Here is a 17,475-nt window from a genome sequence, read left to right on the forward strand (position 1 = left end):
GGTGGGGATGTGGATAATGTGGATAATGTGGACGAAAAAGAGACATAAAAATACAAAAGTCATAGTTTAACAGGGCTTTGTAATATTTCTGTAAAAATTATGTCAACAAAAAAATATAAGCTCTGTGGGGAAAACTTTCCCACAGAGCTGTGTGGATAATGTGGATAACTAATTTTTTATCAGGTCATTTCCGATAGAATAGACGTTTCCGGCGCCCATAGTTATCAACAAATCATTTTTTTTGCAATTTTTTAAGAGATAATTTTCTATATCGTCGAAAGATGGAAGATAGAACGCATCAGTACCCGTCTCGGCGATCTTCTCGGCGAGTTGCTTTGCTGAGACAAGTCCGGTATCCTTCTCTCGGGCTGCATAAATATCTGCCACGATGACGTGGTCACATACCTTGAGTGCGTCTACAAACTCATCGAACAGAGCGTAGGTTCTTGAGTAAGTGTGTGGCTGGAATACGCACCACAGTTCGTTGTAGCTTGTGTTCTTTGCTGCCTTCAGTGTGGCTGCTATCTCAGTTGGATGGTGAGCGTAGTCATCCATGACTCTCACGTTGTCGAGGATGGTTCCTTTGTACTCAAAACGTCTCTCGGCACCGACACACTCTGACAGTCCCTGTTTGATGACATCTATGGAGATTCCAAGTTCAAGGGATGCCGCTATGGCTGACAGTGAGTTGTATACGTTGTGCTCACCGAATACCTTGAGAGTTATGTCGGTGATCTCTTTGCCGTCCACAACCAGTGTATAGGTTGGATGGCCGAAGTCATCGAACCGTATATTGTGTGCTGAATATTTGTTCTGTGCGCCCTTTCCAAATGTTACCACGCGGCACTCGAGGTCTCTGACAACGGTATCATAATACTTCATATCGCCGTTCACGATGACCAGGCCCTCCTTTGGAGTCTTGGTGGCAAATACATGGAATGACTCAGCGATCTCATCTATATCCTTGAAGAAATCAAGGTGGTCGGCATCCACGTTCAGTATGATACTGATAAAAGGCTTAAATGCGTGATAGCTGTTGGTGTACTCACATGCCTCTGTTACAAAGTATTCAGATTTGCCTACACGGATATTGCCGCCGATGCTGTCGAGGATTCCTCCGACTGATATGGTAGGATCAGTGTCCGCATCTATGAGGATGTAGGACAGCATGGAAGTCGTTGTTGTCTTGCCGTGGGTTCCACTGACGGCTATGGAATATTTGTAATTCTCCATGATCTGGCCGAGAAGCTGGGCTCTGGTGAGCATAGGAATGTTCTTCTCCACTGCGGCCTTGAACTCTTCATTGTCAGGATGTATGGCTGCTGTGTATACGACCAGATCTATGTTGTCTGTTATGTTAGATGCACACTGACCGATGTTGATAAGCGCTCCCATGTCGGCAAGCTGATCGGTGATTTCGGATGCTTTCATATCTGATCCGGTAACCTTGAATCCGGCCTTCAGAAGTATCTCTGCGAGACCGCTCATGCTTATTCCGCCTATTCCCATGAAATGGACGTTGATTGGCTTTGAAAAATTGATCTTGTACATTTGTATTTCGCCTTCCTTATATAAAAGATTGATTACTATATTTAAAAGTGTTTTTTATTATAGCATAACTGCCCTCAAATGAAAATAAATGGTTTTGGTCAATTGCATAGATTGTTATTGAACGAAAATTATGTTATAAATGGAGGTAGTGTGATGGAAGCTGAGGAGAAAACTGCAAAGCTCATGCGGATCGTAGAGGGCGCAGAAGAGGTAGAGAAGATGGATGCATTGCTCAGCCTGACTATAACGGGCGGAGATTATAACTGGATCTAAGAGGTATACATATTAGGTATACAGGGGCAAAGATCAATATAATATGAGTAGAGGTTAACATATGATTACAAATGACGCTACATTATTAAAGGTAAAGCACGAGGTGCTTTATGAGGTGGCAAAGCTTGCGTATGAAGGCAGGCTGGATGATGAGAGGGACAATCTTCCATATAAGATGGTTCCCGGTCCACAGCCATTTTTCAGATGCTGTATATACAGAGAGAGGGAGGTTATCAGACAGAGGATCAGACTTGCCGAGGGCAAAGCCCCTGGAACAGAGGATGATGGGAATGTAGTCCAGATCATCAATTCTGCCTGTGAGGGTTGTCCGATCTCACGTTACGTAGTAACTGATAACTGCCAGAAGTGCATGGGAAGAGCGTGCCAGCAGGCGTGCCGTTTCGGTGCCATCAGCATGGGACGTGACAAGTCCTACATCGACCCATCAAAGTGTAAGGAGTGTGGACAGTGTGCCAAAGCATGTCCGTACAATGCCATTGCAGATCTGATGCGTCCATGTATCAAGAGCTGCCCGGTTGGTGCCATATCTGTGGCTGAGAATGGAACCGGTATTGCGGTCATAGACAAGGACAAATGTATAGACTGTGGTTCATGTATCCACAAGTGCCCATTTGGTGCGATCGGATCAAAGTCTTATATAGTAGATATAATAAATGACATGAGAGCCGGCAAGAAGGTATTTGCCATGTTCGCACCTGCCACATACGGACAGTTCGGTGCGGATATCACCATGGCGAGCTGGAGAACAGCCATGAAGAAGATAGGCTTCTACGATGCGGTGGATGTGGGACTTGGTGCCGACATGACAGCCATGGCAGAGGCAAAGGAATGGATGGAGGCCAAGGCAGAGGGCAGGAAGAAGACAACCTCATGCTGTCCTGCATTCAAGCTTCTGGTGGAGAAGCATTTCCCTGAGCTGGCAGACAGGGTATCTGAGACCGTATCACCTATGTGTGCAGTATCGAGATACATCAAGGAGAATTATGAGGATGCCGTGACAGTATTCATAGGCCCTTGTATCGGCAAGAAGGCGGAGAGCGCAGCCGGAGAGAAGGAATCTGCGGACTATGCGCTGACATACGGAGAGATCAGAGCCATGCTGAGAGCAAAGGATGTCAAGCTTGAGCCAGAGGCTGAAGATAACGACCAGTCCACACTGTTCGGCAAGAAATTTGCAAATGCAGGCGGAGTCACAGCGGCAGTCATAGAGAGCATGAAGGAGCTCGGCTGCGAGGACGAGGTTAAGGTGTGCAAATGCGATGGAATAGATGCATGTAAGAAGGCACTGACTCTCATGAAGTTCAACAGATTCCAGGATGACTTCATGGAAGGTATGGCGTGTGAAGGTGGCTGCGTGGGCGGCCCTTCAAGACACAGGGATCCGAACATGGCGATGCGTGACAGAAAGGCAGCCCTTGATAATTCTACAGATATCAACATCACAGAGAATCTTGAGAAGCAGGGAGCAGACAAGATTGATATGGTGAGAGATTAGTGCATGGAGGACAAAGACATGACAACAGTTTTGATATTTGTGATATGTGTGCTTATATTTGTGTGCGTATCGGTGGTTACGGCGATACTTGTATACAAGTCACAGATGCGTAAGAAGAAGCTTCAGTGGGACAGCCGGCAGCAGACACAGGATTCCAAGCAGGTACAGGATCAGTAGAGACTGTGATATATAATGAAATAATAAGAAAATTAAGACGTGCAGCGATGGAGATGAAACTGGACTTATCCGGGGGGATTCATTGCTGCACGCCTTATTTTTATGGATTGAGGGAAAAAACTGTGCAGTCAAAATGTAATACCAATATGTGAAAATAAATTAAAACTTTTATTTTTCTGTTGACATGACAAAGAGATATGATAATATATGGATGTAGTAATTGAAACTACATGTAAAGTTAATTGAAAACGCACATTAAAGTAATGTTTATTTTGATTGCTAGATAGAAATACGAACTTAGAAGACTTTTTATACTAAGTTAATACATAATGTGATAAAAAACGGCATGTATCGCCGGCGTTAAAAGGCGGAAAAGCCGTTTTACCATATATATTATCAGAACTTATAGTTTATGGAGGAAATTAACATGTCAACAGAAATGAGACCAGAGCAGGGAATAGCAGGAAAGTTTGTGAGGTCAGCTCTTGATGAGAATGGAGTTCTCAGCAAGATTGAGTTCACCAACAGCGAGAATTTCAACTTCGCATACGACGTAATGGATGCTCTGGCAGAGAGGAAGCCTGATCAGACAGCGCTCATCTATGTATCAAAGGATAGAACGATCGAGAAGAAATTCACATTCCAGGATATCAAGGATTATTCCAACAGGGCAGCCAATTACTTCAAGAGCCTGGGCATCAGGAAGGGTGACAAGGTAATGCTCGTGTTAAAGAGACATTATCAGTATTGGTTCACCATGATGGCTCTCCACAAGATCGGTGCCATAGCTATACCGGCGACAAATATATTAAAGGCAACAGATTATCAGTATAGAATTGAGGCAGCAGGCGTATCAGCGGTTGTGTGTACATCAGATGACGGAATCACGGCGTCCATAGATACATTTGCTGATGACAAGCTGACAAAGATCGTTGTAAATCATCCAGTAGAAGGCTGGAACTTCTTCGATGAGGGAATCATGGAGTGCAGCACCGAGTTTCCAAGACCTACAGGCGAGGATGCTGTAGGAGGAAAGGATGATATACTGTTCGTCATGTTCACATCGGGAACAACAGAGCATCCAAAGATGGTTGCACACAATCATCTGTATCCACTTGGACATTACATCACAGCAAAATACTGGCACTGCAACAAACCTGGTGAGGTTCATCTCACAGTTTCAGATACAGGCTGGGGTAAGGCTCTCTGGGGCAAGCTCTACGGACAGTGGCTGTGCGAGGCATGCGTATTCGTATTTGACTTTGATACATTCAGTGCGGACACTATATTCAAGCTTATAGAGAAGTACAATATCTCAACATTCTGTGCACCTCCAACACTGTACAGAATCCTTATCCGTATGGATATGAGTAAGTACAACCTCTCATCCCTCAGATACTGTACAACAGCGGGTGAGGCACTTAACCCTGAGGTATTTGACGTATTCAAGGAGAAGACAGGATTCACTATATATGAAGGATTTGGTCAGACAGAGACGACTCTTACCATTGGTAACCTTGAGAATACTACTCCAAGACCGGGATCAATGGGTAAGGCAAGCCCAATGTATGACGTGAGGATCATGAAGGCAGACGGAACATTTGCTGCACCTGGTGAGACAGGTGAGATCGTCATCAACATCGCAGACGGTGCGCCGGACGGACTGTTCATGGAGTACTACAGGGATCCACAGAGAACAGCCGAGGTTATGCATGACGGCTTCTATCACACAGGTGATACGGCTTACCAGGATGAGGATGGATATTTCTGGTTCGTTGGACGTGTGGATGATATCATCAAGGTTGCAGGCTACAGAGTAGGACCTTTCGAGATAGAGAATGAGATCATGAGAATACCTTATGTCCTTGAGTGTGCAGTTACATCAGTACCTGACAGCACAAGAGGTCAGGCAATAAAGGCCACTATCGTTCTCACAGAGGGTACAGTTGGCGATGAGAACCTCAAGAAGGAGCTCAAGAGATACTTTAAAGAGAACATCGCAAGCTACAAGAGACCTAGAGTTATCGAGTTCGTTGATGAGATGCCAAAGACCATCAGCGGCAAGGTAAGACGTGTTGAGATCAAGGAAAAGGACTGGAAGTAAGTCAGAAATCAGGTGAAGAAAAATGATAGATATGAGTAAGATCAAGCCATATGATAGATCGGTTTATTATTATGAGACGGACAGGATGCAGATAGTACACCACTCCAATTACATCAGATGGATCGAGGAGGCAAGGCTGGACTGGATGAAGCAGATAGGCTGGGATTACAAGTCTATAGAGGATGACGGATATATAATTCCTGTGCTTGGTGTGACGGCTGAGTATAAGAGTATGTGCCACTTCGGCGATGATGTGCTGATACATGTCAGTCTTTCGGAGTATACAGGTGTCCGTGTAGGGTTTTCATATGAGATCGTGGACAAGAAGACAGGCGAGCTTAGAACACTTTGCACAAGCTCACATTGTCTGCTGGATGGCAACAACAAGCTTGTGTTCATCAGAAAGGCATATCCTGAGCATGATAAGCTGTTTAAGGAGCTGCTTGAGGATTACAAGAAAAGTCAGAGCAAATAAACAGAGCTGTTGTCTGGTGTATAAATAATTTAATATTGTATTAATTGATGGTTATTAATAGCTGGTAAAATTGTTTGTGTAACTTTTTTATCAGCTATTTTTATCTATTTAGACATGTAATTAGTTAAAACATCCTTTTTATATTATGGCGTAAATGCTATAATGGAAACGGTTGCGTGGGAATATATGGCAGGCTGGATGCTGCTGCAAGGAGGGATCTTTTGAAAGAAGTATCACTTGATAAACAATACTACAAAGAACATATACAGAACATATTATATGATAATTATGTGAAACTGGCGCTGGTCAACATTGATACTGGGGAGTATGTGAGTGTTATCAGTGTGGACAAGAATGCAGATAATTATAAAAGTACCTCTGACGTATCTTCCTATTTTAAGGATAACAAGGGACTGGACTGCTGTCATCCTGATGAAGTCAGAGAATTTGCATATATGTGTGATATGAAGCATGTCAAAGCACTCATAGAAGCCGGAGCCAGATCCATCGTGCGTAATTTCAGGTTCAGATTGAGACTTGGCGAGGACTATGAGTGGGTTTCCATGGATATAGAAGCTGAGAAAGAGCCGAGAGAGGACGGACAATGGGTTGTGTTCGGCATGAGGGCAGTCAGCCTTGACACCCTGGTGCTGGAGGATAGTCTCAGGACACTGACAAGGGTATACAGGCGTATATTCAGGATTGATGTGACGCACAATATTTGCGAGACATTGAGAGGCGGATATATAAGAAGCAGAGATGAGGTTAAGCATGACTGCCTTGGAGATTACATGAAAGACATGACTATGGGTGGTGAGATATTCCCTGACGATGTGGACAGGGTAAGAAAGTGCCTGTCTCCTGAGTTCCTCATAAAATATTTTGCAAATGGACATGACAGATTTACCATTAGATATAAGCGTAAAATGGATATGGTGTACAGATGGGTGATGACAGAGGTCATACCTACTGCTGACTATAGAGATGACAATAAGGTATTCTATCTTTATACGAGGGATATACATGAGGAGTATTCTGAGAGCATAGAGAAACAGGAGCTGTTGGAATTTTACAGTTACAAGGATACACTCACTCGTCTCGGCAATAGAAATGCATTTAACATTCTGTGCGACGCGTATGCAGACCGAAATGATAAGCGGTCGGTCGGATTCGTATTCAACGATGTGAACAAATTGAAGTATGTGAATGATCATTATGGACATAAAGAAGGAGATCTATATCTTCAGAGGGTATCGCAGATGTTGGCACAGCATTTTGGCGAAAATGCATGTTACAGGATAAGTGGCGATGAATTTGTTGTCATCATTATGGATATTGCTGAGCAGTCGTTTAACTCAATGATCGCCAGATATAAAGAGGTAATTGATGAGCAGGAGGAGGCTCCGGTTGCGTTCGGCGCAGTCTGGAAGGCTGAGGCTGATTCCATAGACAAGATAATGAACGAAGCCGAAAGACTGATGTATGAGGATAAGAAGAGATTCTATTCGAAGCATCCTGAGGTCAAGAGGCGCGAGAGCGTGGAGAATGAGGCGAATATAGCTGTAGGAACTACAAAGGATGGAGTCCCGCATTACAGGAATCTTGGAAAGACAGACAGGATATTTGATGCCCTTGCAGCTACAACACTCAGAAATTATATATTTATGGATGATCTCGATACGAATGTTACAAAATGGTCTGCAAGTGCGGTGGATTACTTTGGGCTTCCGGGGCAATACATATATGATACACAGAAAGTGTGGGAGAAGCTTATACATCCAGATGACAGAGCAATATTTGAACAGGATATTACAGAGGTATTTGCGGGGCGCAAAAAGTATCATGATGTAGAATATAGAATGAGAAACAAAAATGGTGAATATGTGGTCTGCACCTGCAGAGGTTTCATCACCAAGAAAGAAAATGGTGATCCGGAGTTCTTTGTGGGCACTGTCATAAACCACGGTGTCATAGATGGGGTTGATCCGGTGACTAACCTGCACAATCAGCATGAGTATACCAAGTATATATCAATACATTTGAGAAACAAGCAGACGATGAGCATTCTGGCAATAGGAATATCCATGTTCAACAGTATCAATATGATGTATGGATATGCATATGGCAATGCTGTTCTTAAGGATTTTGCCACAAAGCTCAAAAATGTCGTCGGTGGAAAGGGACTCGTGTTCAGACTTGACGGTGCAAAATTTGCGATTTGTTCAAACGTGTATACCAAACAGGAACTCAAAGAGGTATACAGACATGTACAGAATCTTGCACTTGACAATGTGGGCCTGAGCGGCACATCGATCCCGCTTAAATTGTACGGAGGTGGTCTGATATATGACCATGTAGGAGCCGATGAGGACGTGATAAAGAGCAGTGTGGAATATGCCCTGGAGAGATCCAAGGAGGATCATCATGGTGAACTTGTATTCTTCAATGAGGAGATCAAGGACAATGATAGAATGAGACTGCAGCTGTACAGCACAATACACAAATGTGTGGCAAACAACATGGAAGGCTTTTTCATGTGCTATCAGCCTATAGCAAATTCCGAGACGGGACACATAGTAGGTATGGAGGCTCTTCTCAGATGGAAACACAAGGAATTTGGAGTGGTTCCACCGGGAATATTTATACCGTGGCTTGAGATGGAGCCGTGTTTCTTTGAACTTGGCAACTGGATAATAGAGCAGGCACTCACGGATGGTATGGAGATCCGCAAGATCAGACCTGATTTTGTGGTGAATGTCAATATATCAGCGACTCAGCTTGAGAATCATGGATTTAGGCAGGCTGTTGTGGATATATTAAAAAAGACGAAGTTCCCTCCTGAGTATTTGTGCATAGAGCTCACAGAGAGATGTAAGAATATGGATATAGCATTTCTGAAAAATGAGCTGGAATATTTCAGGAAACTTGGAATAAAGATCGCTATCGATGATTTTGGAACGGGAAATGCTACCCTAAATCTGCTCACGGAATTACCGATAGATGAGCTTAAGGTCGATATGTCATTTGTCAGGGGAATACAGGAGAGCAAGCCTAATCAGGTCCTTGTACAGGCGGTTGTGTCCTGTGCACATCAACTCGGATACAAGAGCTGCATTGAAGGTGTCGAGGACAAGGCACTGTTCGATTACCTTCATAGGTATGGTTCCACTTACTATCAGGGATATCATTTCTCCAGACCGGTTTGTCTGGAGGATTTTAAGAAGCTTTTGTGACAGACGACCCGCTTGGTAATATATACATCCGCAATCACACTTGACTTACTGCACTTCGATTGGGTGCTATCTGCATGGTGCTCCGACCGCCAAAAGGGCGTCGGCGGATCTGCGCACCAGCAAGCACCATCGAAGCACAGACGTCTGCGCTACCGATTGTCGGATATATATATTACCAAGCGGGTCTTACGTTGTGTGAGGAAGGACATTTGCGTTATATGCGGTTCCAGCAGCGATAAGGGCGTTGCTGCTTACACCTCGGCAGGAAGCATCGAAGCTCGGTAGTCCGCGCTACCGATTGCAGATATCACAGTACCCCCTCTTCTGGGAATTGGTGTTATTTTAGGTGCTTTTTTGCAAAAAAGATAAAATTTTGTGCTATTTGACTTGATTGCTTCAGGTTGACATAGAACATGGGCGTTGATAAGATTGGGGTAATTGTGACAATATAATATGTTGGGTGTATAGTCCCGGAGAATTCCGGCGAATGAGACATACCACACACATTGCGGACTGGGCGTATAAGGAAGCTTATGGTGCCTGGGAGGATGTTGTAAACGAGGTGTGCTCAGTAAGAAGAGAAGTGCGGTGAGAATCCGTCGCAACAGCCATTACTGTATGCAGAGCATAGACTCTGGCAAGTCAGATCGCTTGCTATATATCCATTCGGAATAATGTGAAAGGAGACACGATTATGAAGAGAAGAATTTTTGCTGTGTGTATGGCGATGTGCACGATGGCAATGGTTATGTTCACGGGAACAACAGGAAATGCTGTGAACGTGTATGCGGCGGCTGATGTAACGGATTCTACGATATATGCAGAGTCGGATGGTGTAACAGATTCTACGATATACACAGTGCCAGACGATATGACGAATCCAGCAGTATCTACAGCGACGAATGACGAGACGGATCCGGTGACAGGAACTGCGACAGAGGAAACTGCAGATGTGGCTGCAGTTGATTACACACAGGCCCTTGGCAATACTCTTGTATATCTGAGGAAGACTGCGGATGATCCACAGTATGAGGCTGAGTGGAATGTGATGACTCTTGCCAGATGCGGTTATGAGGATGAGGCATGGTATGGAGAATACTATGACAATATTGTGAAATATGTTCAGTCATGTGTTGAGGAGACAGGTTCTCTGAAGCTCGATAAAAAGCAGTATAAGGGTACGGATAATTCCAGGGTAATACTGGCCTTAACTGCGATTGGCGCTGATGCCACAGATGTTGGTGGATACAATCTGCTTGAGCCATTGGCCGATATGAATTATGTAACAACACAGGGAATCAATGGCCCGGTGTTTGCGTTGATTGCATTTGACACGGTAGGTTATGATATTCCGAAGCTTCCAGATGGAAGTGACGGTGTTCAGACGACAAGGGAAGGGCTTGTTGAATATATCCTTGGACGGGAGCTTTCTAGCGGTGGTTGGGCATTTTCTGGTAGTAATGCTGACCCGGATATGACAGGTATGACAATTCAGGCACTTGCGCCGTATTACAAGTCTAACACAGAGGTTAAGACGGCGGTTGACAGGGCGCTTGATGTAATGTCGGGGCTGCAGAAGGCTGATGGTGGATTTGCTTCATGGGGAACTGTGAATTCTGAGAGCTGTGCGCAGGTGATATGTGGATTGCTTGATATAGGCAGGGATGCCGGAACAGATGAGGCATTTGTCAAAAATGGACATTCTGTGCTGGATGCTTTGATGGAATTCTATGTTGCAAGTGCCGGTGGATTTGCGCATGCGGCAAATCAGAATGGAGAACTGGTTGTAAATGGAATGGCTTCGCAGCAGGCAGGATATGCTCTGGTTGCCTATGACAGATTCAAAAAAGGAAAGAACACACTGTATGATATGTCTGATGCAAAGTCATTATATATCCGATCCGTGGCGACAGCGGATGTGAAACTCAGCACCAGCACGTATGTGTACGACGGCAAGGCCAAGAAGCCGGGCGTGACGGTGAAGATTGGTGACAGAGTGCTTAAGGATGGCGTGGATTACACTATTTCATATCAGAATAATGTCAATATTGGCAATTCGGCAAAGGTAGTGGTGACCGGCAAGGGAATATTCAAGGGCTCAGCTAGCAAGACATTTGTCATAAAGATGGCTGCGCCGGCTAAGACGAGTGTGTCGGCGGGTAATGGAGCAGCAGGCATAACAGTAAAGTGGAAGAAAGCGGCACGGGCTGACAGATATGTGGTGCTCAGAAAGGTTGGAAATGCAAAGAATTGGACGACTGTGGCCACCACAAAATCTCTGAGCTACACTGACCGGAAGGTCGCAAATGGCAAGAAATATATCTATGCAGTTAAGCCTGTTGGAAGTGGCGGGGAGGCTGCGTATACGACCCAGACAATATACAGGGTCAATCAGGAAAAGATAACAAAGATAAAGTCAACGGTGAAGAAAAAGTGCACTGTGACTTATAAAAAAAATGCGAGTGCTTCGGGTTACAGGGTGATGTATTCCACGGATAAGACATTTAAAAAGAATGTCAAGGTGTACAGGGCATCGGTAAACAAGAAGACAAATGTGACGTTGAGCGGACTCAAGGCGGGAAAGCGGTATTATGTCAGAGTTCAGGGATTCAAGAAGGTTGGAAAGACTTATTATTACGGAGCATGGAGCAAGACTGTAAACGTTGTGATCCGAAAGAAGTAGGCATATGGATAAGATCAAAGAATTTGTAAAAAAATATAAGAAACACATAAGCGGAGCTGTGATTGTTCTGCTGATCCTGGTGTGGGCTTTCTGGTACGGGGGGAATGCGCCGGGAGCCAGAGGCTTCAAGCTGGAAAAGACCGAAGAGGGACTCACAACTGAAGCTGTAGGCGGTGCGGAACTGACGGAGACAACGAAGAGTGCGACAGAGGAAAATACTGATGCAGGGAATGACAGGAAAAAGAAATCAGACAGTTCTGTAACCGATATCTCCTCAGAGACTCATTCGGATTCTGATACATCGGAAACAGAATATCAGACTTCCGCTGAGAGCACATCGGAGAATGTGACGGAGCGAAATTCTGAGACTACCACGGAGAAGAAGACGGAGGCTACTACAAAGAAGAATACCACCACGGAGTCTCAAAAAACAACTGAGAAGAAACCGGGGACCACGACGACTACGGAAAAACGGAAACCGGATAAGACAACTGCTGATTCTTCTGCCACGACAAAGGCAACTACAGAGAATGCAACTGAAGCGCCGAAGAAAACCTACAGCTGCACTATATCAATAGGATGTTCCACAATATTTGACAATCTGGAACTGCTAAGACCGGAGAAAAAGGACTATGTACCTGATGATGGTGTCATTCTGGGAACTGTGACTGCCACATTTGAGGAGGGGGACACAGTATTCGAAGTGCTTAAGTCGGTGTGCAAGGATTATGGTATACAGCTTGAATATTCATGGACGCCTATGTATGGAAGTTATTATATAGAAGGAATTCACAATCTGTATGAATTTGACTGTGGTGATGGCTCGGGCTGGATGTACTCGGTAAATGGCTGGTTCCCGAATTATGGCTGTTCAAGCTATGAACTCAAGCAGGGAGATGTGATAAAATGGCTCTATACATGTGACCTGGGAGCAGATGTTGGATCCGAGATGCATTGACAGATTCGCTGAGACATGGGTACTGGACATAGTGATTGATAGGAGATAAAAATATAATTGTGAAAAGACAGGATTCATTTTCCACATATCACCCTATAGTCAATCTGGTATACTTTATATTCACTATAGGATATGCCCTGGCATTTACCCATCCGGTTTGCCTGGGCATGTCTTTTATAGGGGCATTTGTGTATTCGGTATTGCTTAGGGGATATGATGGCTTCAGGACTAATATAAAATATATGATCCCACTTATATTGCTGACGGCGCTCATCAACCCGGCGTTCAGCCATCAGGGAGTGACGATACTCACATATTTTCCGTCTGGAAATCCGTTGACATTGGAGTCTATAATGTATGGAATCATGGCTGCGTTTATGCTGGTGACAGTGATATGCTGGTTTTCGTGCTTTAACTGTGTTATATCATCGGACAAGATGGTGTATCTGTTCGGCAAGGCGGCGCCAGTGTTGTCACTGATACTTTCCATGACACTGAGGTTTATTCCGGACATAGCAGGACAGTTTGGAAAGGTGTACAGAGCTCAGAGGGCATCTGGATACAAACCAAAAGATTCGTGTTTTGTGAGAATTAGAACGGGCTGCCATGTGTTTTCTGCCGTTGTAACCTGGGCTCTTGAACGGGCGCTTGTCACTGCAGACAGTATGAGATCAAGGGGATATGGACTTCCCGGAAGATCTGCATATTCACTGTATAGATTTAGAAAAAGTGATACTAAAGCGCTTGCATTTATACTTGTGTGTGGATTGTATGTGCTGGCCGGCAGTGTGTGCGGAGGATTTGCGTTCTGGTATTATCCGTCTATAAGAGGAAGTATAAGTGGTACACTTACTGTAAGTATGTATGTAGTGTATGTATGTCTTATATGTGTTCCAATATATATGCAGGCAAAAGAAAATTTTAAGATTCGCAAAATGTGACAAAGGAGAAGCGGTGAATATATTAGATATAAAAGAACTGACATTTGCATATCCCGATAGCAATGATGATTCGGGCGAGAGATATTTGCCTGATGCGTTGAAAAATGTGACACTATCAGTGGGACAGGGGGAATTCGTGGTCATATTGGGAAGTTCCGGATGTGGAAAGACCACACTTCTTAGGCAGTTGAAGACAAGTATCGCTCCTCACGGAAGATCGTCCGGGAAGATAGAGTTCAAAGGAAGAAGCCTGGAGGAGATGGATGACCGGACATCAGCAAGGCAGATCGGATTTGTACAGCAGGATGTCGATGCACAGCTTGTCACTGATAAAGTGTGGCATGAGCTGGCATTTGGATTGGAGAGTCTGGGATACGATAATGGATATATCAGACGACGCGTTGCGGAGATGTGTTCATTCTTCGGGTTATCCGGGATATTCCACAGGCGTGTCGCAGAGCTGTCTGGCGGACAGAAGCAGATGGTGAATCTTGCGTCGGTCATGGCTCTGTCTCCGGAGGTGCTGATACTGGATGAACCAACCAGCCAGCTCGATCCGATAGCTGCGAATGAATTCATAGCATGTCTTGTGAGAATCAACAGGGAGCTTGGCACGACCATCATCATGACTGAGCATAGGCTGGAGGAGGTGCTTCCGTTGTGCAGCAGAGCGGTGGTCATGGATGAAGGCACAGTGCTGTGTCAAGGAACTGTCAAGGAGGTAGCTGCCACCCTGAAAAATGAAGGACAGAGGTTAAAGGAAAAAGGTATAAACAGAAATGGATTGTATCTCTCCATGCCGGCGGCTGTCCAGGTGTATCTGGGGCTTGATGGCTCGGATGAATCTCCGGTGACCGTAGCGGAGGGGCGAAACTGGTTGTCACAGTTTGACAGTAAGTACAGGGAATCGGGGCATGAGGTTGCGCCTGGGTATGTGTTGGTGGATGAAGGAGATGCCAGGGAGGCAGATGGTCAGAAAACTGATCATGGTGCTGGAGAAACTACAAGAAAAATTGCGAATCGTCAGGACAAGTCCTGGGCAGTCAGGATAGATGAGGTTCACTTCAGATACGACAAGGGTTCGCAGGAAGTACTTCGCGGTCTGGATCTTGACATATACGATAATGAGATACTTATGATAAATGGAAGCAACGGATGCGGCAAGTCGACGTTGCTCTCCCTGATAGCGGGGGTAAATAAGCCGTACCGTGGAAGAATAAAGATAAAACAGGGTAAAAGTGTGGGCATGCTCCCACAGAACCCGGAGCTTCTTTTCACAAGACGTTCTGTACGGGAAGAACTGGTGGACGCAAGTGACAGAAAAAAGTTGGTGGACATAGTGAGGTTCTGTAAGTTGGAGCATTTGATGGACAGACATCCTTACGATCTGTCAGGAGGAGAGAAGCAGAGGCTGGCACTTGCAAAGGTACTTCTGTATGATCCTGATATTCTGCTCATGGATGAGCCGACAAAGGGGCTTGATAATGGGTTTAAGGCAGAACTCAAGAGTATGCTCAGAGATCTGCAGCGACATGGCAAGACCATAGTGGTGGTGAGCCATGATGTGGAATTCTGCGCTGTGGCGGGAGACCGCATAGCGCTGCTGTTCGATGGCGAGCTTGCCACAGTGAATGGTGTACAGGAATATCTGGCCGGCAATAATTTCTTCACCACTGCGGCGGCAAGGATCTCCCAGGGGATACTTCATGGTGCTGTTACTGTTTTTGATATATTGAAGGCATATGGAGTCAGGGAGTCGAGGACGGTATGTGGAGACGGAAACAGGATCGACGATGATGCTATAATAAAGGACATAACTTTGACGAAGGAGCGCGAAGCTGATCCCCTGAAATGGTGGCAGATACTCACGATATCTGTCACGTCGGTGATCATCATATTCTGCTTTTGGCAGACCATGGCCCAGTCCAATCTGGCAGATCTTGTGCAGAGAGGGATGACCATCACGTCAAAGGGATGGAAATATCTGGCTATGTATGGAGTGATGATATGTGCCATAGCGGGGCTGCTCCTTGCTATAAGACCTGTCACCAAAAAGAAGAACGAGGATATCGTCATGGAAGCTGCCGGTCACAGATCCGTCAGGAGAACGATATTAAGTATAGTGGCTATGCTCGTTGTGATTCCACTTACGATATGGTTTGGATGCGAGAGACTTGGAGACAAAAAATATTATTTTATATCTCTGCTGATTATAATAGAGGCAATGATCCCGTTCTTCGTATCATTTGAGGGAAGAAAGCCCAAGGTAAGGGATATAGTCATATTGGCGGTTATGTGTGCTCTGGCCGTCACGGGCAGGGCGGCATTCTTCATGCTCCCGAACTTCAGCCCGACCATGGCCATAGTGATCATATCTGGAGTGGCATTTGGCTGCGAAGGAGGATTTGTGGTCGGCGCAATGTCCATGTTCGTGTCTAATTTTCTGATGGGGCAGGGCCCGTGGACTCCGTGGCAGATGTTTGCCATGGGACTGGTGGGGTTCATGGCGGGACTCTTCTTCTCCAAAAGCGGAGTGCGGACAAAGAACACGACAAAGCTTGGACTGTGCATATTCGGTGCACTTATCTGTATCCTGATATACGGCGGAATAATGAATCCGGCGTCGGTGATAATCTGGCAGCCGGCTGTGAACAGGAGCATGATCATAGCGTCATATGTGACGGGATTCCCATTTGACGTGGTGCATGGAACTGCAACGGTGATATTCCTGTGGCTGTTGGCAAGACCATTTCTTGAGAAGCTTGACAGGGTGCGGATCAAGTATGGTGTTCTGTAGACAAATAATAAAATGATTGAGGATTACTGCTATGATAAGAAATGAGAAACTGGAAGATATCTCAGATGGAAGATTATACGATGCAAATGATATGGTGAAGGCGTACTGCGATGAGTGCAAGGGGTGCCATGCCTGCTGCACAGGGATGGGGAGTTCCATCATCCTTGATCCACTGGACGTGATGAGACTTTGTAAGGAGACCGGCAAGAACTTTACGCAGCTGCTTGAAAAGGAGCTTGAGGTCAATGTGGTGGATGGTCTGGTGCTTCCGAATATAAGGATGACGGCGGATAAGTGCCCATTCTTAAACGATGAGGGCAGATGCAGCATCCATAGCGCGAGACCGGGATTTTGCAGACTCTTTCCACTTGGCAGATATTACACCGATGACGGATTCAGATACATCCTGCAGATACATGAGTGTGAGCGCGCGGGCAGGACTAAGGTCAAGGTGTCGAAATGGATAGACACAGAGGACTTGCCGCGGTACACGAAATATATAAATGACTGGCACAAGTTCCAGAAGGACATGCAGAGAAACCTGATCGAATATATGCGCGCCGGCGAGGATGAGACAGCGAGAAATCAGACCATGCTGGTGCTGCAGGTTATGTATGTGGGAATGTATGATGAAAAGGCAGATTTCTATGAGCAGTTTGATGCCAGGCTTGCGCATATTAGGAGTCTGCTGTGTATGACGGAGTAGAAAGGGATGGAATGGAGTATCTGGATGTAACTTTGTTTACCTTGTATCGGAAGTCACTTGA

The 17,475-nt window shown here is 45.3% G+C and carries 11 protein-coding genes; 10 read left to right on the forward strand and 1 reads right to left on the reverse strand.

Going from position 1 to position 17,475, the window contains the following annotated elements; all coding sequences use genetic code 11:
• Positions 1-168 precede the first annotated feature (168 nt).
• Positions 169-1,551, reverse strand: coding sequence for a UDP-N-acetylmuramate--L-alanine ligase (gene murC / locus ABUA31_RS10470; RefSeq protein WP_015534568.1), 1,383 nt, complete (start codon positions 1,549-1,551; stop codon positions 169-171).
• 334 nt (positions 1,552-1,885) lie between these two features.
• Here murC and ABUA31_RS10475 point away from each other — a divergent pair, with 334 nt between their 5' ends.
• The 10 genes from ABUA31_RS10475 to ABUA31_RS10520 all read left to right on the forward strand — a co-directional run bounded on the left by ABUA31_RS10475 (position 1,886) and on the right by ABUA31_RS10520 (position 17,414).
• Positions 1,886-3,340, forward strand: a complete 1,455-nt coding sequence (locus ABUA31_RS10475) for a 4Fe-4S dicluster domain-containing protein (protein ID WP_015534570.1) — start codon at positions 1,886-1,888, stop codon at positions 3,338-3,340.
• A gap of 18 nt (positions 3,341-3,358) precedes the next feature.
• On the forward strand, positions 3,359-3,517 hold the full coding sequence (locus ABUA31_RS10480; protein ID WP_165852775.1) for a hypothetical protein: 159 nt from the start codon (positions 3,359-3,361) through the stop codon (positions 3,515-3,517).
• Between the two features lie 427 nt (positions 3,518-3,944).
• Positions 3,945-5,621 carry an AMP-binding protein gene (locus ABUA31_RS10485; RefSeq protein WP_015534572.1) on the forward strand — a complete coding sequence of 559 codons (1,677 nt, stop codon included), beginning with the start codon at positions 3,945-3,947 and terminating at the stop codon, positions 5,619-5,621.
• Positions 5,622-5,643: 22 nt separating this feature from the next.
• A complete protein-coding gene (locus ABUA31_RS10490; RefSeq protein ID WP_055222247.1) occupies positions 5,644-6,096 on the forward strand; it encodes an acyl-CoA thioesterase in 453 nt (150 codons plus the stop codon).
• A gap of 221 nt (positions 6,097-6,317) precedes the next feature.
• Positions 6,318-9,329, forward strand: a complete 3,012-nt coding sequence (locus tag ABUA31_RS10495) for a bifunctional diguanylate cyclase/phosphodiesterase (RefSeq protein WP_349818609.1) — start codon at positions 6,318-6,320, stop codon at positions 9,327-9,329.
• A 694-nt stretch (positions 9,330-10,023) separates the two neighbouring features.
• Entirely contained in the window at positions 10,024-12,012 is a 1,989-nt protein-coding gene (locus ABUA31_RS10500; RefSeq protein WP_349818608.1) for a fibronectin type III domain-containing protein, read from the forward strand.
• Positions 12,013-12,016: 4 nt separating this feature from the next.
• Positions 12,017-12,970, forward strand: a complete 954-nt coding sequence (locus ABUA31_RS10505; protein WP_349818607.1) for a DUF4430 domain-containing protein — start codon at positions 12,017-12,019, stop codon at positions 12,968-12,970.
• 59 nt (positions 12,971-13,029) lie between these two features.
• Positions 13,030-13,911, forward strand: coding sequence for an energy-coupling factor transporter transmembrane component T (locus ABUA31_RS10510; RefSeq protein WP_349818606.1), 882 nt, complete (start codon positions 13,030-13,032; stop codon positions 13,909-13,911).
• 13 nt (positions 13,912-13,924) lie between these two features.
• The gene (locus tag ABUA31_RS10515) at positions 13,925-16,708 is read left to right on the forward strand and encodes an ATP-binding cassette domain-containing protein (RefSeq protein WP_349818605.1); all 2,784 of its coding nucleotides are present in this window, start codon (positions 13,925-13,927) and stop codon (positions 16,706-16,708) included.
• Between the two features lie 31 nt (positions 16,709-16,739).
• Complete coding sequence (locus ABUA31_RS10520) at positions 16,740-17,414, forward strand: YkgJ family cysteine cluster protein (RefSeq protein ID WP_349818604.1); 675 nt, start codon at positions 16,740-16,742, stop codon at positions 17,412-17,414.
• Positions 17,415-17,475 lie beyond the last annotated feature (61 nt).

The sequence above is a fragment of the Coprococcus sp. RTP31081st1_H1_RTP31081_211007 genome, assembly GCF_040227275.1.
GTDB classification, from domain to species: Bacteria; Bacillota; Clostridia; order Lachnospirales; family Lachnospiraceae; genus Coprococcus; species Coprococcus aceti.

Coding starts and splice junctions, on each gene's coding strand:
- ABUA31_RS10485 (WP_015534572.1), top strand. CDS start 3,945: ATGTCAACAGAAATGAGACCAGAGCAGGGAATAGCAGGAAAGTTTGTG.
- murC (WP_015534568.1), bottom strand. CDS start 1,551: ATGTACAAGATCAATTTTTCAAAGCCAATCAACGTCCATTTCATGGGA.
- ABUA31_RS10490 (WP_055222247.1), top strand. CDS start 5,644: ATGATAGATATGAGTAAGATCAAGCCATATGATAGATCGGTTTATTAT.
- ABUA31_RS10475 (WP_015534570.1), top strand. CDS start 1,886: ATGATTACAAATGACGCTACATTATTAAAGGTAAAGCACGAGGTGCTT.
- ABUA31_RS10520 (WP_349818604.1), top strand. CDS start 16,740: ATGATAAGAAATGAGAAACTGGAAGATATCTCAGATGGAAGATTATAC.
- ABUA31_RS10505 (WP_349818607.1), top strand. CDS start 12,017: ATGGATAAGATCAAAGAATTTGTAAAAAAATATAAGAAACACATAAGC.
- ABUA31_RS10480 (WP_165852775.1), top strand. CDS start 3,359: ATGACAACAGTTTTGATATTTGTGATATGTGTGCTTATATTTGTGTGC.
- ABUA31_RS10500 (WP_349818608.1), top strand. CDS start 10,024: ATGAAGAGAAGAATTTTTGCTGTGTGTATGGCGATGTGCACGATGGCA.